Below are 21356 nucleotides of genomic sequence, written 5' to 3'. Positions count from 1 at the left end.
TTTGGCACGCCGTTTCGTCGATCTGTCCGTTCCGTTGGAAACCGGGATCGTGTCTGACCCGCCAATCATGTTGCCGCAAATTGAATATCTGACCCATGATCAGACGGCAGAACAGGTCATGTCTTTCTTTCCGGGTCTGGAACGGCAAGACCTGCCGAACGGTGAAGGATGGGCAATCGAACGGTTGCAGATCGCGACCCACAACGGCACGCATCTGGATGCGCCGTATCACCATCATTCCACGATGAACAAAGGTGAACGGGCAATAACTATCGACGAAGTGCCGCTGGAATGGTGCATGAACCCCGGCGTCAAGCTGGACTTTCGACACTTCGAGGATGGGTATGTCGTTACCGCGGCAGATGTCGAAGCTGAATTGAAGCGCATCGGCCACGAACTCTGCCCGCTGGATATCGTCGTGGTCAACACTGCTGCAGGGACACGTTATGGTGCGCCGGACTATCTGGTCAAAGGATGTGGAATGGGGCGCGAGGCGACGCTTTTTCTGACTGAACGTGGCGTGCGTGTCACCGGCACCGACGCCTGGAGCTGGGATGCCCCGTTTCCGCTCACCGCTCAGGAATACGCTGAGACCCGAGATCCATCTATAATCTGGGAAGGCCACCGCGCGTCGATGGACATCGGGTATTGCCACTTGGAAAAGCTGACCAATCTGGAAGATTTGCCGCCCTCAGGGTTCGAGATTTCCTGTTTCCCCTTCAAGATTAAAGGGGCCTCTGCCGGATTTGTCCGGGCAGTTGCAATATTTGACGAACAAGACGCGCAGTAAAGGGGGCCAGATGCAGCCGACTACGACACCTCCTGGCGGGCATGATGGCCCGTACGCTGCGCCGGTGGAAATTCGCGGCTTTGAAGTACGGCCCGAATGGATCGACTATAACGGCCATATGAATGTTGGGTTTTACGGTGTCGCCTTTGACATGGCGTTGGAAAAGCTGATGGTTGATCATCTCGGGTTGGGCGAGGTGCAGGTCAAGGCGTTGGGGCAGGGGCCTTACATCCTGCAGTCTCATCTGCATTTCGTGCAGGAGGTCAAAGACGGTTCATCGTTTTATTTCAGGTTCCGTATGCTGGATGCTGACAGCAAGAGAGGACATTATTTCGCGCAGATGCTTTTGGCAGAAACTGACGAGATTTGTGCGACGCAAGAGGCGCTTTTCATGAATGTCAGCCACAGCACCGGGCGATCCGTACCCTACCCGGATTGGGCAGCGGCGCGTCTTGCGCAAATGGTGGATGATCATAAATCTCTGGAACCGGCTTCGCAGATCGGCCAATCGATAGGAATTCGCCGGGAATAATTTTGGAGGTCGGAAGCGATCCTAATAGTCCTTTGAAAAGAACACTCCGATGCCCGTTTCGCCGCGACCGTCAACCGTGCCCTTGACCGAGAAATTGTCGGTGACATCAAGGTTCAGGTTCACCTCGGTATCGCCTTCGGTATTGACGGTAAAGTCGGTATAGAGGTTTTCACCCAGATAGGCCCCGGCACCCAATCGGCCCGCGCCACCGTCTGACGCACCAACATCAATCGTATCAACACCGGTAGAGTCGCGTAATCCCTTGGTCGCGTCCCCTCCAGCACCGCTGAGTTGCGCCAGCGACGCGGCCATCTGCGCAATCAGGAAGGGTGAGATTTCCGAGAACCTGTTCCCAAAGAGCAGCATCGCCAGTGCCTCTTCCGCCGGGCGTTCGGGATCGGAAAACACGCTGACCTCGGGTGAATCCAGCGGCCCTGCGATTTCGATGGTCGCGGTGCCGTCCGAGGTGCTGGCAGAGGATTCAAACTCGATATAAGGCGTCAAGTCACCCTGTAGGGTCACGATGCCTTTGGTCAGGGCCAGCCTGCGGCCCAGAATATCGAAATTACCGCGGATCAATTCAATCTGACCTGATGGGACCACCGAGGTCGTGGTGCCACCAATGGAAATCCGGCCACCCAGTTCGGCATTTACACCGCGCCCCCGTACGAACACGGCTTTGGGTGCCAGCAAGTTGATGTCCAGTGCTATTCGGGATGTGCTTTGGCCCTTGTCTTTGGTGGTTACAAGACCTGCACGCTCGCGCGTGATGAAACTGGCACCGCTTTCGTTGACATGCTGTATTTCGGGGATCGGTGCGGCACCTACAGCCCCCGAAGCCGCAGCGAGGTTGATATTGGTCTCACCAAAGGTGATCTGCCCAGCCAGCGAACTGTTCCCGGCTAGAGCGCCGGTCATCGCAATCTGACCGTTCAAAGTCGTCTCGTATAAAAGCCGATCGGTCAGGACGAGGCTGTTGATTGTTGTCGTGATCTGCGCATTGAACGGGGGCGTCAGATCGACAGGTCCATTGACGGTAAAGCCACCACCGGCCCGCACCCCGCCGTTCAGCGTGATGGTTGCACGGCTTTGCGCCAGATCCACCTGTCCGTTGATCCCGGTGATGGTCTGGCCTGCGCCGGGAAGTGCAAGGGATGTTCCCGAAGTGGTAATCGATCCGCTTAGGGACGCCAGATCAGCCGGGCCTTTGAGGGCTAGATCAAAACGCGCGGACCCCTCAATCTTGTTAGGCGTGATGAAGACGTTTGCTATCCCCAGGTTTACGCCACCCTTTGCTGAAATATCTGCATTGCTGCTGGTTTCATCAAAGGTGCCTGCAACCGTGCTGACGATGTCTGCGGGACCTTGCGCCTTGGCGTCGATGGTCCAAACGCCACTGTCCCGCTTGGCATTGCCCGCAGCGGTAAGGGTGCCGGGAAACTCTGGCACAAACCTTTCGATGCGGTTGAACTTGGCATCGAAGTCCAGATCAGCGGATCCATTTGTGTCCACCGTACCGGACACTTTGGCATAGGAACTCTCTGGCCCAAGCAAGTGTGCTGTTCCTTCGAGCCCGGACCGTGTCGGAGCGACGTTGCCGTCCAGTTTCAGAGGCCCGGAGAGTGTTTTTGACAGCCGCCCCAGATCATCCAGCGCTGCGGAAAAGGTCAATCCGCCGGCATCGCGGTCCAGTTTGCCGGATGCATCCGCAGAAAGGGCGGTGCCGATCAGCTGGAATGTGCGAATATTCAGACCGGCCTCGTCATTCACCGCATCCACCGTCAGGTTCGTTCGCCCCTGGATCAGGTTGTCAACTGCATTGATGCCGGATTTGATGTCATCAGCAGCCAAGTTGCCTTTGATGTCAAATGCCTTGCTGCCAACCGTACCTTTGCCTGCGACGTCCGCGATGATCGAACCTGCAAGATCTCGCCCGGCAAGAGTTGAAAAAGTTGACAGGTCCGGGACGTTCAGACTGACCTGCCCGTCCACGGCCAATGCATCCGTCGGATCATCAATTGTTGCCGCGGCGCTTGCCACAATGGCTGAACCTTTGATCACCGCGTCGCGGATTTCAATCTGCTTCTGGCTCAGCGCGCCGTCGAAATTTATCTCGGTCCGACCGACCAGCAGCGGGTCAATCTCGGGTAGGCCCGTTTTGATGTCCCGGCTCATCACGCTGGCTGTGCCATCAAACTCGAGCGTCTGAACAGTGCCTTTGCCGTCCAGTTTCGCCTGTACCGCACCGCCAAGCTCACGTTTGGCGAGGCCCGAGAACACGGAAAGATCCCGCGCGTTGACTGTTGCTTGCCCGTCAATCGTCACGCTGCCGTCAGGGGTGGTAACCGTACCATCAGCCTGCGCGCGCAGAGTATCGCCGATCAGCGTAAAATCCCGGATCGTTACGCCATCTGGACCGCGTTTTGCGTCCAGCGTGATTGTTGTGTTGCCCCGGATCACTGGGTCAATGTCATCGCGCCCTGTGGAAAGACCGCGCCCTTCGACCTCCAGCTTGCCATCGAAACTGCCTTCAAGCGGCGAACCCTGGCCCGTGAGCCGGGCAGAGGCCTGACCGCCCAGTTCCAGCTGCGCCAGACCCGAAAACCGTGCCAGATCGGTCGCCTGCAATGTCGCGGTTCCATCGACGGCCAAACCACTGGACAAGCCGCTGATCTCGGCATCAACGCCCAGTTCATAGTCCGAGCCGACCATCTCGACCCCGGACACGTTCAGGGTCTGATCCCTGCCATACTGGAACGTACCGTCCAGCGTAATGCGGTCTCCAATAGCTGCGTTCAGGGCATCGTCAGTCAGGTCGATACCGTCCAAAGCAGCTTGCAAATCACCGTCGATCCGCAAAACGTCACCCTGTTCCAAAGTTCCCTGCGCCGTAATTTGCGCGCGTTGCAGGTTCAGGGTATTGGATTTTACCGCGTTAGCGGTCAGACTTAGATCCCAGAGATTGCCGTTTTTCTCATCAAACAACGCAGAGACCTGCGCAGCTTCGATCGATGTGTCGCCACCTGACAACGGAAGGACGACGCTTTGGCCCTCGGGCGGTGTAATGCGTCCTTGCAGGGCCGCCAGTTGCAGCCGACCGCCCGGCGCCAGTTGCAGCGCCCCTTTCAGGTTCAGTGCCTGAGAACTGAGTTCCAGATCACTGATATCCAACGCGCCTTCAGGCAGGGCCCGTCCATCCACGATCAACTGCGTTTTGGGGCCGAAAAACGTATCCATTTTTTCAGCAACAAAAGGTGTCAGGTCACCACCCAGATCCGCGGTAAAGGCGATGCCCTCCTCCGCGCTAGCCGCGGCTGTTGGGGCCGAACGCAACCGAACCTGTCCGGTCACTCGTGGCTGCCCATCACTGCTCAGGCCGATATCGGCCGTAAAATCCGTCACCGGCCCGGACCCTTTCGCGGACAATCCGATCGGGGGCCTGTCCGGCATTTTCAAAGCGGTCGAGATCAGACCCCCCGCGGCTTCGGTGACCTGAAGGTCAAGATCAATCTGGCTGTCAGTGTTCCGAAAACCCGCAGCTATGGAGATTTGATCACCGGCCCGATCCAGTCGGGTGATGTCCAGTTTGGTGTCCAGCGTCCCGTCGGCCAGCGACAGGTTGCCATTGACGGCCAGTTCCGCTGCAACGCCGATCAAAGGTTTGCCCAAGGCCAGCTCGCCAATGTGGATTTCGCCGATTTCGATGGCCACGGGCAGTTCAGGCAGTTGAAAAGCTTGGGTCTCGGCAGAAGCGGACGGTGTGTCCTTGGTCGTGGTGCCCGGCGCACGGGCGACGTCGATTTCCTGTGCGGTCAGCGCGTTGACCGAGAACCGCCCACGAATCAACGCCAACCGGTTCCAATCCAGTTCCGCTCCCCGGATGGTCAGCCAGACCCCTTCATCATCGGCCACCGTGATCTCGGTAATGGTGGCGCGTGAACTCAGCGCGCCTTGCAGACCTTTGACGGTAACATTCTGATCGTCGCCCGACAGCGTGTCCTGTAGGAACCGCTCGATCATGCTGCCGCCTTCGTCCTCCTGCGCGGGGCCGGCCACTGGCACAAGCATCAGCGTGCCAATCAGCAGAAGGTATGAAAGGTGCCGCCTCAAAACGCTTGCCCGATCCCGATATAGAATTGCAGACCGTTGCCGCTGGAGCCGCTTACCGGGAAGGCCAGGTCAAACCGCAGGGGTCCGAAGCCGCCCAAATCATATCTTACGCCGATACCGGCACCTGCATGATCTTCCGCGCCACTTCCTATAAAGGAAGAGGTATCGACGACACCGTAGTCGTAAAACCCAACCAACGACAGAGAATCTGTCACCTTGCCCCGGATCTCGCCTGAAAGTCCAAGGAACGATTTGCCGCCTGCGACACCGGTCCCGACCGGGATGCCAAGGCTTTCATAGGGTTGCCCGCGCACGGTTCCTGCACCGCCGGAAAAAAACAGAAAGTCGGGTGTAACGCCATCTGCTGGCGGGCCAATGACTGATCCAAGTTGCGCCCGCGCTGCCAGCACAACCCTGCCGCCGGTTCCAAGGCTGGTATAGATCCGGCCGTCGACAAACAGGCGAATGCCCGTATCGGTGCCGGAAAAGCCAATGAAAGGCATGACTTCGGAATCCAGATAATAGCCGCGCGTGGCGCTGACTTTATTGTCGCGTTCATCCCTTTCCGAGCGGAAGGGCAGGATAAAGTATCTGAACTTGCGGCCACTTCCATAGGCGTCGTCAGCATCTGACCACTGTAACCCAGCCGAGGCTTCGGCATAGAGCGTGTCCGAGAATGTGCGGCGCGCACCATATGCCACAGACGCAACCGATACATTGTAGTTTTCAGTGTTGCGGCGCTCCAGCAACACGTTCCAGAATGTATTGTCGTCCGGACCCAGACGATCGGGCTGATCCAGACGCAATCCGATCCGCCCATCAAGATCTTCGGAACCACCGATATTTCGTATCGCGGCCTCAAAACGCAGACGCTCCGCGCGTTTGAACATGTTTCGATGTGTCCAGGTCGCGGTCACGTCGAGACCGTCGCGCGAGGCCAGCTCGAGCCCAAAGGTCAGCTGACGCTTTGGTAGGTCTTCGAATGTGGCGTCGAAATCCAGTGTCCCGTCGGGGTTTGCTGTCTCATGTTCCTGCAATGAGACGACGTTGAACGTGCCGGTTCGGCGCAAACGCGTTCCAACCTTCTGGATTTTTTCTGGTGAGTAAACTTCCCCGCTTGGGAAACCGGCGATTTTTTCGATGGACCGGTGGCGCACATCCGTGTCGCCCTTAATGAACATTCTGCCAAACGTCAGCCTGCGCCCCGGGTCCAGATCAATCTGCGCATCCAGACGGGCCTGCGCGTGACGGGCGATAATGGTCTGATCCTCAATTTTTGCTTTTGCGTGGCCTGCATTCCGCCAACCCTGCACACCGTCCGAGCCTGCTTTTTGAATGACCCCTGTTGTTGCTAGTTTGCCGGGGGCGAAACCTTCGGGCAGCACGGTGCCAGACGCCAGGGGCTGAACAATGGCCGTGCCGAATTTGAAGCTTGGCCCGGTTTCAACGGTAATTGCGGCCCTGTTGATCTGGGCTGGCACAGTCAAAGAGCTCAACTCAGCGGCTTCCTGCCCGTCAAGCTTAATGCTGACAACCGGGCTGAAATACCCTTCGTCATACAAGATCTGCACAAGCGTGCGGTAATCCGACAAGGCGGCAGACAGGATCTCAAGTGGCGTATCCAGACCCCGCTCTTCCGCTGTTGTCACCGACGATGTCTTTTTCAGACGTTCAACAAGTTCCTTTGAAGCGCCCGGCGCCGTCAGAGAGGTTTCCAGCGCCATCAGAGCGGTCGGGGTCAGTGCCATGACAATGGCACTCAGCCAGCACTTCAAACGGCCTTGCGGCATGCGCCCTTGCATGAATAGCCCCAACTGTCCCAGTTCCAGATCTCAGCTACCGTGTGATGCACGGTCTTATAGTGTCAGTTTAGAACATCTGAATGCCGTTGGGAAAAGGGATAAACGCGGGATCGGGAAATTTTGGTCGAATTGTCCCGGCCTTTGCTGACACAATCGCTTTGCCGCACCTCGATTGGCAGACCGGAATTGCCGCAGTCCGGGCCAAAGCCAACCGTATACAACCAATGTCCTGGCCGGTCCTTGGCTTCGGCCCTGTGTAATTCACTAGGCAAACGGGCGGTTCTTCGGTATTCCCAATATATTGTCAACTGGTATCAAAAAAACCGAAAAAATGTCCTATCTCGACAACATCCGAACCTTTGTCAGGGTTTACGATCTGGGCAGCATGTCTGCGGCCGGGCGAGATCTGAGGATTTCGCCAGCGGTGACATCGGCGCGAATATCGCAGCTTGAGGACCATCTGGGTGTACGTCTGTTCCAGCGCACCACACGTAACCTGTCCCCGACAGAGCAGGGAAAAGCATTCTACCCCGGTGCGGTGGCGGTTCTGGATGCGGTGGACGAGGCCGAGGCTCAGGTCACGCATCTGACCGAGGCACCGCGCGGGTCGTTGTTCGTGGCGTCTCCACTGGGGGTGGGGCGGCGATTGCTGGCACCGCATGTGCCTGAATTTCTTGCAGAATACCCCGATATTGATGTCCGCTTGCGCCTGACGGATCGCTCGGTTGACCTGACGACGGAAGGTCTTGATCTGGCGTTTTTCATTGGCCAGCCCGAGGACAGCACGTTGCGTATTCGCAAGATTGCCGACTGCCAGCGTGTATTGTGTACTGCGCCGGATTATGTGGCGCGGCGCGGTATGCCTAAAACCGGAGCTGACCTGATTGCCGACAAGCATGAATGCCTGAATCTGCGCTTTCCGGGTGCGACCGAGTTTCAGTGGATGCTGAAAACGCCCGATGGTCCGAAACGTTTTGCCGTGTCCGGGCGGTTCGAATGTGATGATGGGGATGTCCTGACGGATTGGGCGTTGTCCGGTCAAGGCATTGCAATGAAGCCGGTTTTCGAGGTGGCCGAGCATCTGAAATCCGGTCGCCTCGTACCGGTTGCGACGGAAACTCCGCCTGTTCCAGTTCAGATGGCCTGCCTATACACGCATCGACGCCATCAGGATCCAAAGGCACGCCTGTTCATGGATTTCATGATTGAACGGATCAGTAAGGTAGTCCGCGTTACAGAATACCCTATCGCGGGGCCTAAACCATAGGCACCGACCCGACGCTGTGCACGAAGCTAAGTCCGGTCACGGCGCGGCCATCAGGCGAGCCACGTCCAGCATGCGGGCCGAAAAGCCCCATTCGTTGTCGTACCAGCCGAAAACGCGCACCTGATTTTCACCGACCATGCGGGTTTCGGGCCCGGCGATGACCAGCGATTCCGGGCGCGCCCGCAAATCGGAGGACACCAGCGGCATATCCGTCCAACCCAAAACCGGTGACTCGACAACAGCCTGACGCAAAGCATGATCGAAATCCTCGGCCCGCATACCGCGTTCCAGCGTGACCACGAGGTCGACCGCCGAAACGCTGGCTGTCGGGACGCGAACTGCGGCACCCGAGATGCGCCCGGCCAGATGTGGAAGGACCACGTCGATCAGGTGTGTGGCGCTGGACGTTGTCGGAACCATGGACAGCGCACCGGCCCGCGACCGGGCAAGGTCGCCGCGCGGGGCGTCAACCATGGGCTGGCTGTTTGTATAGCAATGGATGGTTGTCATATGGCCTGACAAAACACCACCAATGTGGTCCAGCACTTTAACCAGCGGTGCCAGCCCATTGGTTGTGCAGGAGGCGTTCGATACGATCCGGGCGCTGCCCAACTGATCTTCGTTCGCCCCCAGAACGACGGTTATGTCGGCCGCGGGCGAAGGGCCCGAGATCAGGACCTTGCTAGCGCCCGCAGATAACCCGCGACGCGCCACGTCGGATGTGCGCGCGACCCCGGTACAGTCCAGCATCACGTCAACGCCGGACAGGTCAACGCGTGTCAGATCGGCACTGTGGGTCATAGGAACAGAGCGCCCGTCCACGATCAGCGTTTCATCCCCCTGTGACACATCGCCGGGATAAGGGCCGAAGGTGCTGTCGTATTTGAACAGGTAAGCGCAGGTCTCCAGCGGCGCGATGTCATTGATCAACACCAGCTCGATATCCGACCCTTCGGGCAGGGCCAGAACCTGCCGCAGGATCGTGCGGCCAATGCGGCCGAATCCGTTTATCGCGAGTTTCATGCGCAAGCTATGGCAGGGCGTCGGGGCGACCTCAATGCCTGATCCGCAACAGCTTACTTGCAACTGACCTGAGAAAAGAACTGACCCGAGATATTCTGGTACATGCTGTTGAAGATCACCTTGCAGCCCGTCGCTTGTTGAATGGCAGCAATAGCTTGCGTCGTGCGAAGGCGTGGGGGCGGGCCGAACGGGTTCAGGTTGTTGTTGTCGCGTGTGGCGCGATAAATGACCGGTGCGTCAGCGACCTGTGTCACAGCCCAGTTACGGCTCATGACGAAGACGGATTTGGTCTCTTCCCCCGCAATGGCGGGTGCAGTGTGTAGGATTGCAGAGGTAGAGAGTACGGCAACGGCTATCAGGGCAAGGCGCAGTTTCATGGACAAATCTCCAATGCTCTAAACAAGAATTTACCTGGAGTTCAGCAAATTCCGACCCTTGTGTGAAGCCCTGGGATAAAAAATCACTGCGATTTCCAGCCAGACCAGCGTTTAGCGGTGCGACAGGGACAGGGGCATATGCCGGTTGACGTCCTTGTAAAGCAGATACCTGAATCGACCCGGCCCCCCTGCGTAACAGGCTTGCGGGCAAAAGGCGCGCAGCCACATGTAATCTCCGGCCTCAACTTCGACCCAGTCCTGATTGAGGCGATAGACCGCTTTCCCTTCCAGAACATAAAGCCCGTGTTCCATCACATGAGTTTCGGCGAAGGGAATGACCCCGCCCGGTTCGAAATTGACAATGTTCACATGCATGTCATGGCGCAGGTCCTGTGGGTCTGCGAACCGCGTGGTGGACCATCGGCCTTCGGTGCCCGGCATTTCGACTGGCGTCACATCGCGTTCGTTGGTGATGATCGGGTCTGGCGCGGGCAACCCGGGAACAGCCTCATAGGCTTTGCGGACCCAGTGGAACCGCGCTGCCGTCTGACCAGTGTTCCGCAATGTCCAGTCGCTGCCGACGGGGATATAGGCATAACCGCCTGTCTCCAACACATGGTTTTCCGAGTTCAGTGTCAAAGTCACTGTTCCTTCGACGACAAAAAGCACCGCCTGAGCTTGCGCGTCTGTCTCTGGCTGATCGCTGCCGCCGCCGGGCTGCACTTCCATGATGTATTGCGAGAACGTTTCGGCAAATCCGCTGAGCGGGCGTGAAAGAACCCACAGGCGTGTTCCTTCCCAGAACGGCAGATAGCTGGTGACGATGTCGCGCATCGTACCTTTGGGAATGACCGCATACGCGTCGGTGAACATGGCGCGGTCGGTCAGCAACTGGTTCTGGCCGGGATGGCCGCCGGTCGGGGCGAAGTAGGTCGGATGGGTCATTTGTGTGCCTCGGGATCGTTTGAATGGCACTATGGGCACAAAGGCGCGGCGCTATTAGGTCCTGACGCGCGATAGGTTTGTTCGGGATATTTTGAAGGTCGGCGCCCCGGGGCTTGGCCCTGCTGAAACAGAGGTATATCCTTGGTCACAAATAATTTCAGTTCTGTGAGGCCCCTATGAAAGCCCAGTTGTTACCCATCATTGCCGCGTGTGGCGCCCTTTTGATGACCGGTTCCGCCGACGCCAAGTCACTCTCCCGAATCATAGCTGAGATGGGGCTGTCCCCGGCAGACTTTGAAGTGGTTAGTGAAACCTCGAATGCGCTTTTGAACAATGGCACGCCCTCTGTAGGGCAGGAACGGTCCTGGCAAAACGACGAGACCGGCTCAAAAGGAACGATCCGGGTGCAAAACGTTCAGGGCAACTGCGTCGGCCTTCAGCATGTCATCCAGCCGGAAGGCAGCGATCAAAGCCGAGAAATCAGAACCCGCCGGTGTAATGACGGTAACGGAAACTGGATCCTGACACCCTGATCTCTGACTTGGCTATCAGTACCCGAGGTCCCGGCTGACTTCGTGCAGCAGGGGATCGCCGGATTTGAGCCTGTGGTAGTTCTCGGCCACATCCGACAGTGCATCGCCCAGATACCAGCCCGAGACGTGCGGTGTGATCGTCACAGCGGGGTGCCGCCACAAGGGGCTGTCCTTCGGCAGCGGTTCCTGTGATGTGACGTCCAACACCGCATGGCCCGGAGAACCGTTATCCAGCGCCGCGATCAGTGCCGCCTCGTCAATCAGGTTTCCGCGTCCGGCGTTCAGCAACTGACTGCCCGGCTTCATCGCGGCCAGCGTCTGTGCGTCAAACAGACCCACGGTTTGCGGCGTCGAAGGCAGGATGGCACAGACGTGATCACATTGCCCCAATAGCCGTGGCAGCGCGTCTTGCCCATGCTGGCAGGTGACACCATCGATGGACTTTGGTGAGCGGCTCCAGCCCATGACCTGAAACCCGACGGCACGTAACATGCGGGCAGTGCGGGCTCCGATATGGCCCAGACCCAGAACGCCCACAACCGTATCAGGTGTGAAAACGGGCGCGCGCGGCAACCACTCGGCGCGCCTCTGGGATGCCTCGTGAAAGACCATGTGGCGCTGAGCGCGCAGAATATAGGCGAGAAACCATTCGGCAATGCCCTGCGCAGGCGCGTCTGGCTTCAATCGCGCCACACGGATATGCGGAGGCAGGTCCGGATGGCCAACTATGGTCTCAACCCCGGCCCCCAGCTTCTGAACCAGTTTCAGGTTGGGCAGCTTCGTCGGGTGATTGCTTTGCATGCTGACTACCGCCAGCATCGTAATGTCGTTGGGGTCGCCCAGCGTTTCGGGTGTGCGGATGTCGGCACCAGGCGCCAGGGCCTGTAAAGTGGCGGCGATTTCCTCATCCCCAATCCAGTCCGACAGCCCGGTTTCAATCAACAACGCCATATGCGAACCCCACTTGGAATTGATGTGGTGACGTCCCGTCACAGCGGTGGACAGGATCAGGTCTGTTAAGCCATCCTCGTGCCTAAAAGTACAGCCCGGTTTCAAAACCCGAAAAGGACAGTTTCGTGAAGATACCACTCACCGCGCACCGGGGAAACCACGTTACATCGCAATCGGTTACCGGTATGAGTGAGCCGAGGCACACAACGCAGCGAATGACCAGAGGGGACTGATGGCAGGGCTCGACTTCACGGATCAGACCTATTTTCATCAGCGCGAGGATGGGGCGTTTGTAGGACATGATCCTGCACGCGGTCCGTGGTCTGCCGATCATTGCCACGCAGGGCCGGTCAGCGGGTTGATAGTGCGGGCAGCGGAAACTGAGGTTGGCCCCGAAAAGATGCTGACCCGCCTGACAGTTGACCTGTTGCGCCCTCTGCCCTTGGCCGGGTTGCGGGTTGCCGCAGAAACCACGCGCCATACCAAGACGCTGGCGACCACACGGGTTACGGTGCATGATCTGGATGACACACTCTGCGCCACGGCCACCACCATGCATCTGGTGCGGCGCGATCTAGGCGTGGTGGCAAACGTCGAAACCAGCGCGCCACAGTTGGAAGACGCGGTAGAAGGTCCTTTTCCAATCGGCGAGATTCGTCATGATTTGAAGGGGTTTGCCCACTACAGTGACATCCTTTATCCCAAAGACGGCAAACAGGGGGCCGGACCCAAAACGGTCTGGATGCGCACCCCAAAGCTGTTGAGCGGCGAAGATCAGTCGCCCATTCAGGCACTGTGCCCGTTGGCGGATTGCGGCAATGGAATCTCGTGGAATGCTCCGACGTCGGAAATGGGGTTCATGAACACCGATCTGACCGTGAATATCCACCGCGAACCGGTGTCAGATTGGCTGGCGTCCCGTTCGGTTTCACATTGGCAACCTACGGGCATCGGCATGTCTCAGTCCGTGCTTTTCGACACGCAGGGTCCTGTAGGAACCGCTCTGCAAACACTTGTGCTGTTCCCGCCAGTCTGAAGGTCGGCCAGTTTCCGCATGTGTGTGTAAAGGCCGTTGTCGCCGTGTCCCTTCAGACCTATATTGCGCATATGCGCTGGCTGTTCACTGTCATGACCTGTTGCCTGCCGATCCCGGCACTATCCCACCCGCATGTCTTTATCGACACCGGGCTGGAATTCATCGTGGATGAGGCCGGTCACCTGACCCATATCCGGGTGACTTGGGCATATGACGAATTCTACTCTCTGCTTGTTCTGGAAGACATGAATTTGGATCAGGATGCTGACGGCATTTTGACGAAAAGCGAAGAAGAACGTCTGAGCGGGTTCGATATGCAATGGGTCGAGGGGTATAACGGCGACTTCGTGCTCACCAAAGACGGAGCGCTGGTTGCACTGTCCGGTCCAATGGAGCCCAGTGCGACAACGGAAGATGGGCGGGTCGTGACCACCCATATGCGCGCGGTCGAAGGCGACGCGATACCTGCCATAGGGCTTTCCGCCAAGGCATTTGATGAGTCCTTCTATACGGCCTACGAGATTACGCGCCCTGTAACCGTGACGGGCCCGGCTTTATGCCGGGTGGATCGTAACGATCCCGACATAGACGGGCAGCTTGCACAGATGCAGGCGTTTCTGTTGACACTGGACGCGGATTACGACCTGGAGGAAAACGATATTCCATTGGTTGGTGAGAACTTTGCGACTGAGATCCTCGTTTCATGTCCCGTTTCCTGATTGTTCCGGTCGCTCTGGCCTTTGGTTTGCTGCTTTGGTTCTGGGGCAGTGGTGGGTTTGACAGCCTGGCAAGTTGGGCAGCCGGAGAGCAGCGGGACTTTCAGAACCAGATCGCGCGGTCCTTGCGTGCCGCGCGTGCGGAACAGCCTCAGGCGGTGGCCACGCTTCTGACTGTCTGTTTCGCCTACGGGTTCTTTCATGCCGTGGGTCCGGGCCACGGGAAGGTTTTGATCGGGGGCTACGGTTTGGGTCGGCGTGTTGCCTTCTGGCGGTTGTCGGCGATTAGCGTATTGTCCAGTTTTGGACAGGCGGTGATGGCGGTTGTGCTGGTCTACGCGGGGGTGCTGGTCTTTCAGATGTCCCGCGAAAGCCTTGTTGGGACGACCGAACAGGTGATGGCTCCGATCAGCTACGGAGCCATTGCGTTGATTGGGCTTTGGTTGGTTGTACGGTCTGTGCGCAATTTCGCACGACAACGAAAAAAGCATGTCCCTAACGATCACACCCATCAGCACCATCATGATGACGGAGACTGCGCGGAGTGCGGTCATCGTCATGGTCCAACCGCGGACGAGGTTGCGAATGTCGGCACATTGCGCGAAGCCCTGATCCTGATCGCAGGCATAGCTGCACGGCCTTGTACCGGTGCCTTGTTTGTACTGATCCTGACGTGGCAAATGGGCATCGCCATGGTGGGGATCGCGGGTGCTTTTGCCATGGCGCTTGGCACGGCGACTGTGACTACGCTGGTCGGGTGGACGTCTTTTGGTCTGCGCGGCGGGCTGCTGGCTTCGGCTTCGGCCACGCGCTTTGCGTCGATTTTGGCACCCAGCATCGAACTGGTGGCAGGACTTACAATTGCGGTGATTGCCGGCGGGTTGCTTCTGCGCGCGGTTTAGATCAGTCGAACACCGGTTCCGGGTATCCGACCCGCGCCAGATAAAGCCCCTGCGGCGGACATACCGGCCCGCAGGCAGCGCGGTCGGTGGCTTCCAAAGCCTCACGCACGTTGTCCGGGGTCCACGCTCCCGCCCCGACACGTTCCAGAGTGCCAACGAAACTGCGCACCTGATTGTGCAGGAACGACCGGGCGCGCACGTGGAAATGAACCTCGGGGCCGGAAAAGCCCTCGACCCGTTCAACGCGCAGTTCATCAAGGGTTTTGACCGGGCTGGCCGCCTGACAGATGGAGGACCGAAAGGTGGTGAAATCATGCCGGCCCAGCAGCATGTTTGCCCCTTCCTGCATGGCGTCAACATCCAACTGGTGGCTAATCTGCCAGACCTGTCCCCGGTCGTGGGTTGCAGGCGCACGGCGCATCAGGATGCGGAACAGATATTGCCGTTCAACCGCTGAAAACCGCGCGTGCCAATCCTCGGCCACTGGGGCGGCCTTAACGATAGCCACTGGAAGAGGCTTGAGATGATAGTTCAGCGCCTCAGACAGGCGAAACGGGTCCCATTCCATTGCCATGTCGCAATGGGCAACCTGCCCCAGAGCGTGAACACCGGCGTCTGTGCGCCCTGCTGCGGCAATTGTGTGGCCGCCCGGCTGAATTCGGGAAAGCGCCTGTTCGATGGCACCTTGCACGGATGGTTGATCCTTTTGCCGCTGCCATCCGGCAAACGGCTCCCCCTGGTATTCAACTTTCAACGCATATCTGGGCATGTGCCGCTGGTACAGCGCAGCGCAGGATCGGGCAAGGGGGCGAAAGCGCTGGTATGTGCCGCGACCGCTACCTATCTTGGGTAAAAGGAAAATTGCGGGGCGGCGGATTGGTCATCTCTTCACTGGCAGACAGTCTTGCGCGTGGCGTCGAAAGTATCGGCGACAGCGTGTCCGAGACATTTTTCGAGCCGGTCATCCGTTTGGGTGTCACCGGGCTGGCACGATCCGGCAAAACAGTATTCATCACTTCGTTGGTTGCCAATCTGTTGGATCGGGGCCGTATGACCGGGCTTGTTGCGCAGCAGGAGGGGCGGATCAATGCCGCCTTTCTGCAACCCCAGCCGGATGACACTGTGCCCCGGTTCGATTATGAATCGCACCTGTCTGCCCTGACGGGACCGACACCGCACTGGCCAGACAGCACGCGTGCGGTGTCTGAATTGCGTTTGTCCTTCAAGGCCCGTCCCGCCGGGCTGCTTGCCGGGTTGCAAGGGCCGCGCACGGTCCATTTGGATATCGTCGATTACCCCGGCGAATGGCTGCTGGATCTGGCCTTGCTGGACAAATCTTACGCAGACTGGTCTCAGGAAACTCTGGCACGGATCGAGACCCGTGCGGAGGCTGCCGCGTATCTGGCGCTGGTCCAAAATACAGACCCGTCGGTAGGGCACGACGAACCTGCCGCACAAGCTCTGGCCGCGTCGTTCACCGCCTATCTCAACGCAGCGCGCGATGCCGGGTTTTACGACTGTACGCCGGGACGTTTCCTTCTGCCGGGCGATCTGGCGGGATCTCCGGTGCTGACCTTTGCACCGCTGGCAATCACTGGCTCGTCGCGGCGCAGGACCCTTCAGCGCGAGATGGAACGGCGGTTTGAAGCTTATAAATCTCAGGTCGTGAAACCGTTTTTTCGGGATCACTTCTCGCGGATTGATCGGCAGGTGGTTCTGGTTGACGCGCTGAGCGCAATTCACAAGGGTCCTCAGGCCGTTGAAGATATGCGCCGCGCGATGGCCGATATCCTGTCGGCTTTTCGTCCGGGCCGGAACGCATGGCTGAGCCAGCTTTTGCTGGGCAAAAAGGTCGAACGCATCCTGTTTGCAGCGACAAAAGCGGACCACCTGCACCACAGGCAACATCCCCGCCTGACCGCGATTATCGAGGCTTTGACGCGCGAGGCGCGCGATCGTGCGAATTTCGCCGGGGCCCGGACCGCGGCCCTGTCTCTAGCATCGCTGCGTGCAACGACCGAAGAGATACGCAGCCACGACGGAACCGATCTGCCATGCGTGCGTGGTACTTTGTTGGACAGCGGCAAACAGGCCGCTTTCTATCCCGGAGACTTGCCCGAGGATCCGGCGCATCTGTTGGGTCCGGCGCGAAATGGAGCGGAGAGTTGGTTGAACGAAGACTATGGGTTCATGGCCTTTGCCCCGGCAAAACTAACCCTGAAACCCGGTGACGGCCCTCCGCATATCCGACTGGATCGTGCGGCGCAGTTTCTGATCGGAGACAGATTGTGATCGCGACACTGCGCCCCGCACGCACCACAGATGCCGGTACAATCGGTACGATCCTGCACGGCTTCGCCTTGGAAAACGACTGGATGCCCAAACTGCACAGCTGTGCTGAAACCATCGCCTTTTGCGGCCGGATGATTGATCAGGATTGGGTCACTGTGGCCGAGGCAGAGACAGGTGTGGTCGGGTTTCTGGCGCTGAATGGTGGTGAAATCCATTCACTTTATCTGGATGCGCAAGCTCGGGGGCAGGGGATCGGTCAGCAATTGCTGGATCACGCGAAAGCAAGCCAGCGGCGGCTGGGCTTGTACGCGTTTCAAGGAAACTCTCGTGCCTGTCGGTTCTATGAGCGAAACGGCTTTGCCGAAGTGGCACGCAGCGATGGGGCGGAAAACGATGAAAACCTGCCGGACATAAGGTTTGTCTGGCACTGCAGGGATACGACAAATGGCTAAAGGTCCGGTTCTGATCGATCTTGACGATGATGAACCCGCTGCTGATGTCGCGCAGGCAATACCGGTGCCGGATATTGTGCCGCCTGAAGGGCAGGCGATGCAAAGCGCGGCCCGGCTGGCGGCCCGCAAACCCTCAGTCCTTGCGCGCTGGTTCTGGGGGCTTGCGCTTTCGGTGGTCGGGGCGGCCATATCGGTGGCTGCCTGGGATTTTGCAACCTCTCTGGTGGAGCGGACGCCCGTATTGGGTTGGATCGTTGCCGGACTGTTGGCTGCATTGGTTCTGGTGGTGGTGATCATCGCGCTGCGCGAGCTCGCGGCTTTGGGGCGGTTGTCCCGTGTTGATGGGATGCGCCGTGCTGCAGATACTGCACTGGCTGATGAAAACCTGGCTCAGGCGCGGGCCGTCACACACCGGATTATCGCATTCTACAAAGGGCGCGAGGATACCCGCTGGGGTCGCGAGCGATTGTCCGAGCGTATGGATGAACAGTTCGATGCCGAGGCGCTTTTAAACCTTGCCGAGGATGAGCTGTTGGCCCAGCTCGACGCCGCCGCCAGCCGTGAGGTTGAGGCCGCAGCACGGCAGGTTGCCACCGTGACCGCTCTGGTCCCTCTGGCACTGGCGGATGTTGTAACGGCACTGGCTGCGTCCCTTCGGATGATCCGTCGCATTGCGGAAATCTACGGGGGGCGGGCTGGCACGTTGGGAAGCTGGCGTCTGACGCGTGCCGTCTTTGTGCATCTGGTCGCAACTGGGGCGGTGGCCGTTGGTGACGATCTGCTGGAACCTGTTCTTGGCGGATCCGTTCTCAGCAAATTGTCCCGACGGTTCGGAGAAGGTCTGGTCAACGGTGCGCTCAGCGCCCGAGTGGGCGTGGCCGCGATGGAAGTCTGCCGCCCGTTACCATTCTCAAAACGCCACAAACCCTCCATGCGGGGCATCATCAAGCGAGCCTTGCAGGGTCTATTCTCCAAGGGTTGATCCAGAGCAAAGCGTCAGAACACTCCCTTCGGCACTCTGCCTGTGAAAAAGGAGCTAGCCATGACGGATCACGGTCACAGTCCGCAGGAAATCGCCGACCGGATCAATGCTCCGCCCGGGCGTGGCGTGTTGCGCGACGTTGTGTATGGCGGCATTGACGGTTCCGTCACTACGTTTGCCATTGTCGCCGGTGTCGCGGGGGCGGGTCTTTCCCCGTTTGTCATCGTGGCGCTTGGTCTGGCAAACGTTCTGGCAGACGGATTTTCCATGGCCGCAGGTAACTATTCGGGCACCAAGGCCGAACTGGACAACATACGGCGCATTCGGGCGATCGAGGAACGCCACATCGCACTCTACCCCGACGGCGAGCGCGAGGAGGTCCGTGAAATTCTGTCACAAAAAGGGTTGTCAGGGGAAATTCTGAACGAAGCCACCGCCGCGATCACGTCGAGCCACGAACATTGGGTCAACCTGATGATCGAGGGTGAATATGGGCTGGGCAGTGTAGACCCGCATCCGATGAAAGCCGCGTTGGCCACGTTTTTCGCGTTTCTTGTGGCCGGGATGATCCCGCTGCTGCCGTTTTTAGCGTCGGTGGAGAACGCTTTTGAGATGTCGATCTGGATGACGTTGGGGGTTTTCTTTGCGATTGGAGCATTCAAAAGCCGGTGGTCGTTGGCGGCTTGGTGGCAATCAGGTTTCGAAACGCTGTTGATCGGTGGTTCGGCGGCACTGATCGCGTATCTCGTCGGGTCTCTGTTCCATCCATAAATGTCGCAGCTCGGTGGTCGCGACTGGTCAAAGCTTCCCGGATAGGTAGAGTGGCGCAAAACGGGTGCAAAGGCTAATGGCAGATCACGAGCTTTCTGGAAAGAACGTTTTGGTTCTGGGTGCTTATGGCTTCATCGGCGCCGCCGTCACGCGGGCAGTGTCAGCCGCAGGTGCCACGGTTCAGGGCATGGGGCGCAATCCTGAGCAAGGGGCAAAGGTCCTGCCGGGGGTGTCGCTGAAACAGGGCGATTTGCGAGATCTGTTGCACAAGGAAGACTGGCAGGACCTGCTGGCCAACGTCGATGTCGTGGTGAATTGCGCGGGGGTTTTGCAGGATAACGCGCAGGACAACCTTGAAGCGGTGCACCATACAGCAATCACAGCCCTTGCAGAGGCCTGCGCTAAAGATGGCATCAGCGTTGTTCAGATCTCGGCAATCGGGGCAGAGCCGGATGCGAGCACGCATTTCCTGCGCAGCAAGGCACGCGGAGATGCCGCTTTACGTGCATCGGGCGTAACACTTTGGATCCTGAAGCCGGGGCTAGTTATCGGGCAAACGGATTATGGGGGAACGGCGTTGCTGCGAATGCTGGCTGCCGTGCCTTTTGTTCAACCGCTGGCTTACCCCGATACACCCGTTCAATGCATCGGGATGCCCGATCTGTGTGACGTCGTGATTGCTGTCGTTGCCGGTCACCTACCGCAGGGTAATTACGATCTGGTCGAGGATATCCCGCATAGTTTGTCGGACGTGGTGCGCTGCACGCGGCAGTGGCTCGGGTTTCCTGCCGCGCGCTTTCATTTGGTCCTGCCGCCTGTCCTGACAAAAGCCGTTGCGTCCATGGCGGACTGTCTGGCCCGGTTGGGTTGGCGGTCTCCGCTGCGCAGCACGGCGATGACGGTCATGGCGGATGGCGTGGATGGCGACCCCGGCCACTATCGTGCAGCGGCCGGGCGCGGGATTGCCGCCTTGCCTGATGTCTACGCCAAGCTGCCTTGCGCGCGCGAGCATCGGTTGACCGCTCGGATGACGCTGTTGATGCCGTTGATCGTTGCAACACTCAGCCTGTTCTGGTTGCTGTCGGGCCTGTTTGGTTTGGCGGGTTTATCCACGGCTTCTGGCATGCTGGTCGAAGCAGGGTGGTCATCCGCCATGGCGGTGACCAGCGTTGTGTTCTGGTCCCTGATCGACATAGCGCTGGGTCTGGCCATCCTGTGGCGCCCATGGGCGGCGCGGGCCTGTGTGGCGCAGTTAACCGTGGCCGTGTTCTACCTGATCGCCGCTTCGATCACGATGCCGGACTTGTGGTTGGACCCGCTGGGGCCGCTGGTGAAAATCCTGCCCGCGATGATCCTGTCGCTTGTGGCGCTGCCCTTGTTTGAGAGCCGATGATGGACCCTGAACTGATTTTGCGATGGCTGCACGTCATCGGTGCATGTGTGCTGCTGGGAACCGGGGCAGGGATCGCCTTTTTCATGCTGATCGCGCACCGGACAAACGACCCGCGCGTCATCGCCCATACGGCGGGTACGGTGGTGCTGGGTGACCTTCTGTTCACCACGACCGCTGTCATCCTGCAACCGGTGACCGGAGCGCTGCTTGCCTGGCAGATCGGGTGGCATTTGGGTGAAGGATGGATTGTGTTGTCTCTGGTGCTTTATGGTTTGACGGGCCTGTTCTGGTTGCCGGTGGTTTGGGTCCAAATCCGGTTGCGGGACTACGCGCGAACGGCGGCAGAGCAGGGAACGCAACTGCCATCGGAGTATTACCGCTTGTTTCGGTTCTGGTTCACCTGCGGGGTTCCTGCGTTTCTGGCGGTTTTGACCATCCTTTGGCTGATGATCGCCCGCCCGGCGATTTCTGTGCTTTAGACT

At 58.8% G+C, this 21356-nt stretch carries 20 protein-coding genes; 13 read left to right on the top strand and 7 right to left on the bottom strand.

Going from position 1 to position 21356, the window contains the following annotated elements; all coding sequences use genetic code 11:
• The first annotated feature begins 1 nt into the window (after position 1).
• The gene (locus tag ACR0BF_RS01025) at positions 2-790 is read left to right on the top strand and encodes a cyclase family protein (protein ID WP_480624099.1); all 789 of its coding nucleotides are present in this window, start codon (positions 2-4) and stop codon (positions 788-790) included.
• A gap of 10 nt (positions 791-800) precedes the next feature.
• Complete coding sequence (locus ACR0BF_RS01020) at positions 801-1322, top strand: thioesterase family protein (RefSeq protein WP_480624098.1); 522 nt, start codon at positions 801-803, stop codon at positions 1320-1322.
• Positions 1323-1343: 21 nt separating this feature from the next.
• Here the strand turns inward: ACR0BF_RS01020 and ACR0BF_RS01015 are convergent, their stop codons facing one another.
• Entirely contained in the window at positions 1344-5432 is a 4089-nt protein-coding gene (locus tag ACR0BF_RS01015; protein WP_480624097.1) for a translocation/assembly module TamB domain-containing protein, read from the bottom strand.
• Positions 5429-7234: an autotransporter assembly complex protein TamA gene (locus ACR0BF_RS01010; RefSeq protein WP_480518768.1), complete on the bottom strand. Its 1806-nt coding sequence runs from the start codon at positions 7232-7234 to the stop codon at positions 5429-5431. The genes ACR0BF_RS01015 and ACR0BF_RS01010 overlap by 4 nt, the downstream gene beginning before the upstream one ends.
• Positions 7235-7565: 331 nt before the next feature.
• On the opposite strand from ACR0BF_RS01010, the gene ACR0BF_RS01005 reads away from it, so the two are divergent.
• A complete protein-coding gene (locus ACR0BF_RS01005; protein ID WP_480624096.1) occupies positions 7566-8501 on the top strand; it encodes a LysR family transcriptional regulator in 936 nt (311 codons plus the stop codon).
• A gap of 36 nt (positions 8502-8537) precedes the next feature.
• Here ACR0BF_RS01005 and ACR0BF_RS01000 read toward each other — a convergent pair whose 3' ends face one another.
• The 3 genes from ACR0BF_RS01000 to ACR0BF_RS00990 form a co-directional block, all read right to left on the bottom strand.
• Positions 8538-9524 carry a type I glyceraldehyde-3-phosphate dehydrogenase gene (locus ACR0BF_RS01000; protein ID WP_480518772.1) on the bottom strand — a complete coding sequence of 329 codons (987 nt, stop codon included), beginning with the start codon at positions 9522-9524 and terminating at the stop codon, positions 8538-8540.
• A 53-nt stretch (positions 9525-9577) separates the two neighbouring features.
• Positions 9578-9901 carry a hypothetical protein gene (locus tag ACR0BF_RS00995; protein WP_480624095.1) on the bottom strand — a complete coding sequence of 108 codons (324 nt, stop codon included), beginning with the start codon at positions 9899-9901 and terminating at the stop codon, positions 9578-9580.
• A 111-nt stretch (positions 9902-10012) separates the two neighbouring features.
• Complete coding sequence (locus ACR0BF_RS00990; protein WP_480605047.1) at positions 10013-10846, bottom strand: bifunctional allantoicase/(S)-ureidoglycine aminohydrolase; 834 nt, start codon at positions 10844-10846, stop codon at positions 10013-10015.
• Positions 10847-11022: 176 nt separating this feature from the next.
• On the opposite strand from ACR0BF_RS00990, the gene ACR0BF_RS00985 reads away from it, so the two are divergent.
• Complete coding sequence (locus tag ACR0BF_RS00985; RefSeq protein WP_480518776.1) at positions 11023-11379, top strand: hypothetical protein; 357 nt, start codon at positions 11023-11025, stop codon at positions 11377-11379.
• Between the two features lie 15 nt (positions 11380-11394).
• Here the strand turns inward: ACR0BF_RS00985 and ACR0BF_RS00980 are convergent, their stop codons facing one another.
• Positions 11395-12330: a 2-hydroxyacid dehydrogenase gene (locus ACR0BF_RS00980; RefSeq protein ID WP_480605045.1), complete on the bottom strand. Its 936-nt coding sequence runs from the start codon at positions 12328-12330 to the stop codon at positions 11395-11397.
• A 232-nt stretch (positions 12331-12562) separates the two neighbouring features.
• Between ACR0BF_RS00980 and ACR0BF_RS00975 the strand changes: the two genes are divergently transcribed.
• From ACR0BF_RS00975 to ACR0BF_RS00965, 3 genes are read left to right on the top strand one after another with little or no spacing between them, the layout of a single operon-like run.
• Positions 12563-13366 carry a thioesterase family protein gene (locus ACR0BF_RS00975; RefSeq protein ID WP_480483993.1) on the top strand — a complete coding sequence of 268 codons (804 nt, stop codon included), beginning with the start codon at positions 12563-12565 and terminating at the stop codon, positions 13364-13366.
• A 44-nt stretch (positions 13367-13410) separates the two neighbouring features.
• Positions 13411-14085, top strand: a complete 675-nt coding sequence (locus ACR0BF_RS00970; RefSeq protein ID WP_480624094.1) for a DUF1007 family protein — start codon at positions 13411-13413, stop codon at positions 14083-14085.
• Positions 14070-14984 (top strand): nickel/cobalt transporter, encoded by a 915-nt coding sequence (locus ACR0BF_RS00965; protein ID WP_480605039.1) that lies wholly within the window; start codon positions 14070-14072, stop codon positions 14982-14984. The genes ACR0BF_RS00970 and ACR0BF_RS00965 overlap by 16 nt, the downstream gene beginning before the upstream one ends.
• Position 14985: 1 nt before the next feature.
• Here ACR0BF_RS00965 and truA read toward each other — a convergent pair whose 3' ends face one another.
• Positions 14986-15753 carry a tRNA pseudouridine(38-40) synthase TruA gene (gene truA, locus ACR0BF_RS00960; protein WP_480518784.1) on the bottom strand — a complete coding sequence of 256 codons (768 nt, stop codon included), beginning with the start codon at positions 15751-15753 and terminating at the stop codon, positions 14986-14988.
• Between the two features lie 107 nt (positions 15754-15860).
• Here truA and ACR0BF_RS00955 point away from each other — a divergent pair, with 107 nt between their 5' ends.
• From ACR0BF_RS00955 to ACR0BF_RS00930, 6 genes are all read left to right on the top strand, one after another.
• Positions 15861-17276: a YcjX family GTP-binding protein gene (locus ACR0BF_RS00955; protein ID WP_480624093.1), complete on the top strand. Its 1416-nt coding sequence runs from the start codon at positions 15861-15863 to the stop codon at positions 17274-17276.
• On the top strand, positions 17273-17728 hold the full coding sequence (locus ACR0BF_RS00950; protein ID WP_480624092.1) for a GNAT family N-acetyltransferase: 456 nt from the start codon (positions 17273-17275) through the stop codon (positions 17726-17728). The genes ACR0BF_RS00955 and ACR0BF_RS00950 overlap by 4 nt, the downstream gene beginning before the upstream one ends.
• A complete protein-coding gene (locus tag ACR0BF_RS00945; RefSeq protein WP_480605033.1) occupies positions 17721-18710 on the top strand; it encodes a YcjF family protein in 990 nt (329 codons plus the stop codon). Before ACR0BF_RS00950 ends, ACR0BF_RS00945 begins: the two co-directional genes overlap by 8 nt.
• Before the next feature lie 60 nt (positions 18711-18770).
• On the top strand, positions 18771-19481 hold the full coding sequence (locus ACR0BF_RS00940; RefSeq protein WP_480624091.1) for a VIT1/CCC1 transporter family protein: 711 nt from the start codon (positions 18771-18773) through the stop codon (positions 19479-19481).
• A gap of 76 nt (positions 19482-19557) precedes the next feature.
• Entirely contained in the window at positions 19558-20874 is a 1317-nt protein-coding gene (locus ACR0BF_RS00935; protein WP_480624090.1) for an SDR family oxidoreductase, read from the top strand.
• Complete coding sequence (locus ACR0BF_RS00930) at positions 20874-21353, top strand: DUF2269 family protein (protein WP_480624089.1); 480 nt, start codon at positions 20874-20876, stop codon at positions 21351-21353. The genes ACR0BF_RS00935 and ACR0BF_RS00930 overlap by 1 nt, the downstream gene beginning before the upstream one ends.
• Positions 21354-21356 lie beyond the last annotated feature (3 nt).

The organism is Ruegeria sp. AG7 (genome assembly GCF_056541545.1).
This window is presented reverse-complemented; position numbering and strand designations above follow the sequence as displayed.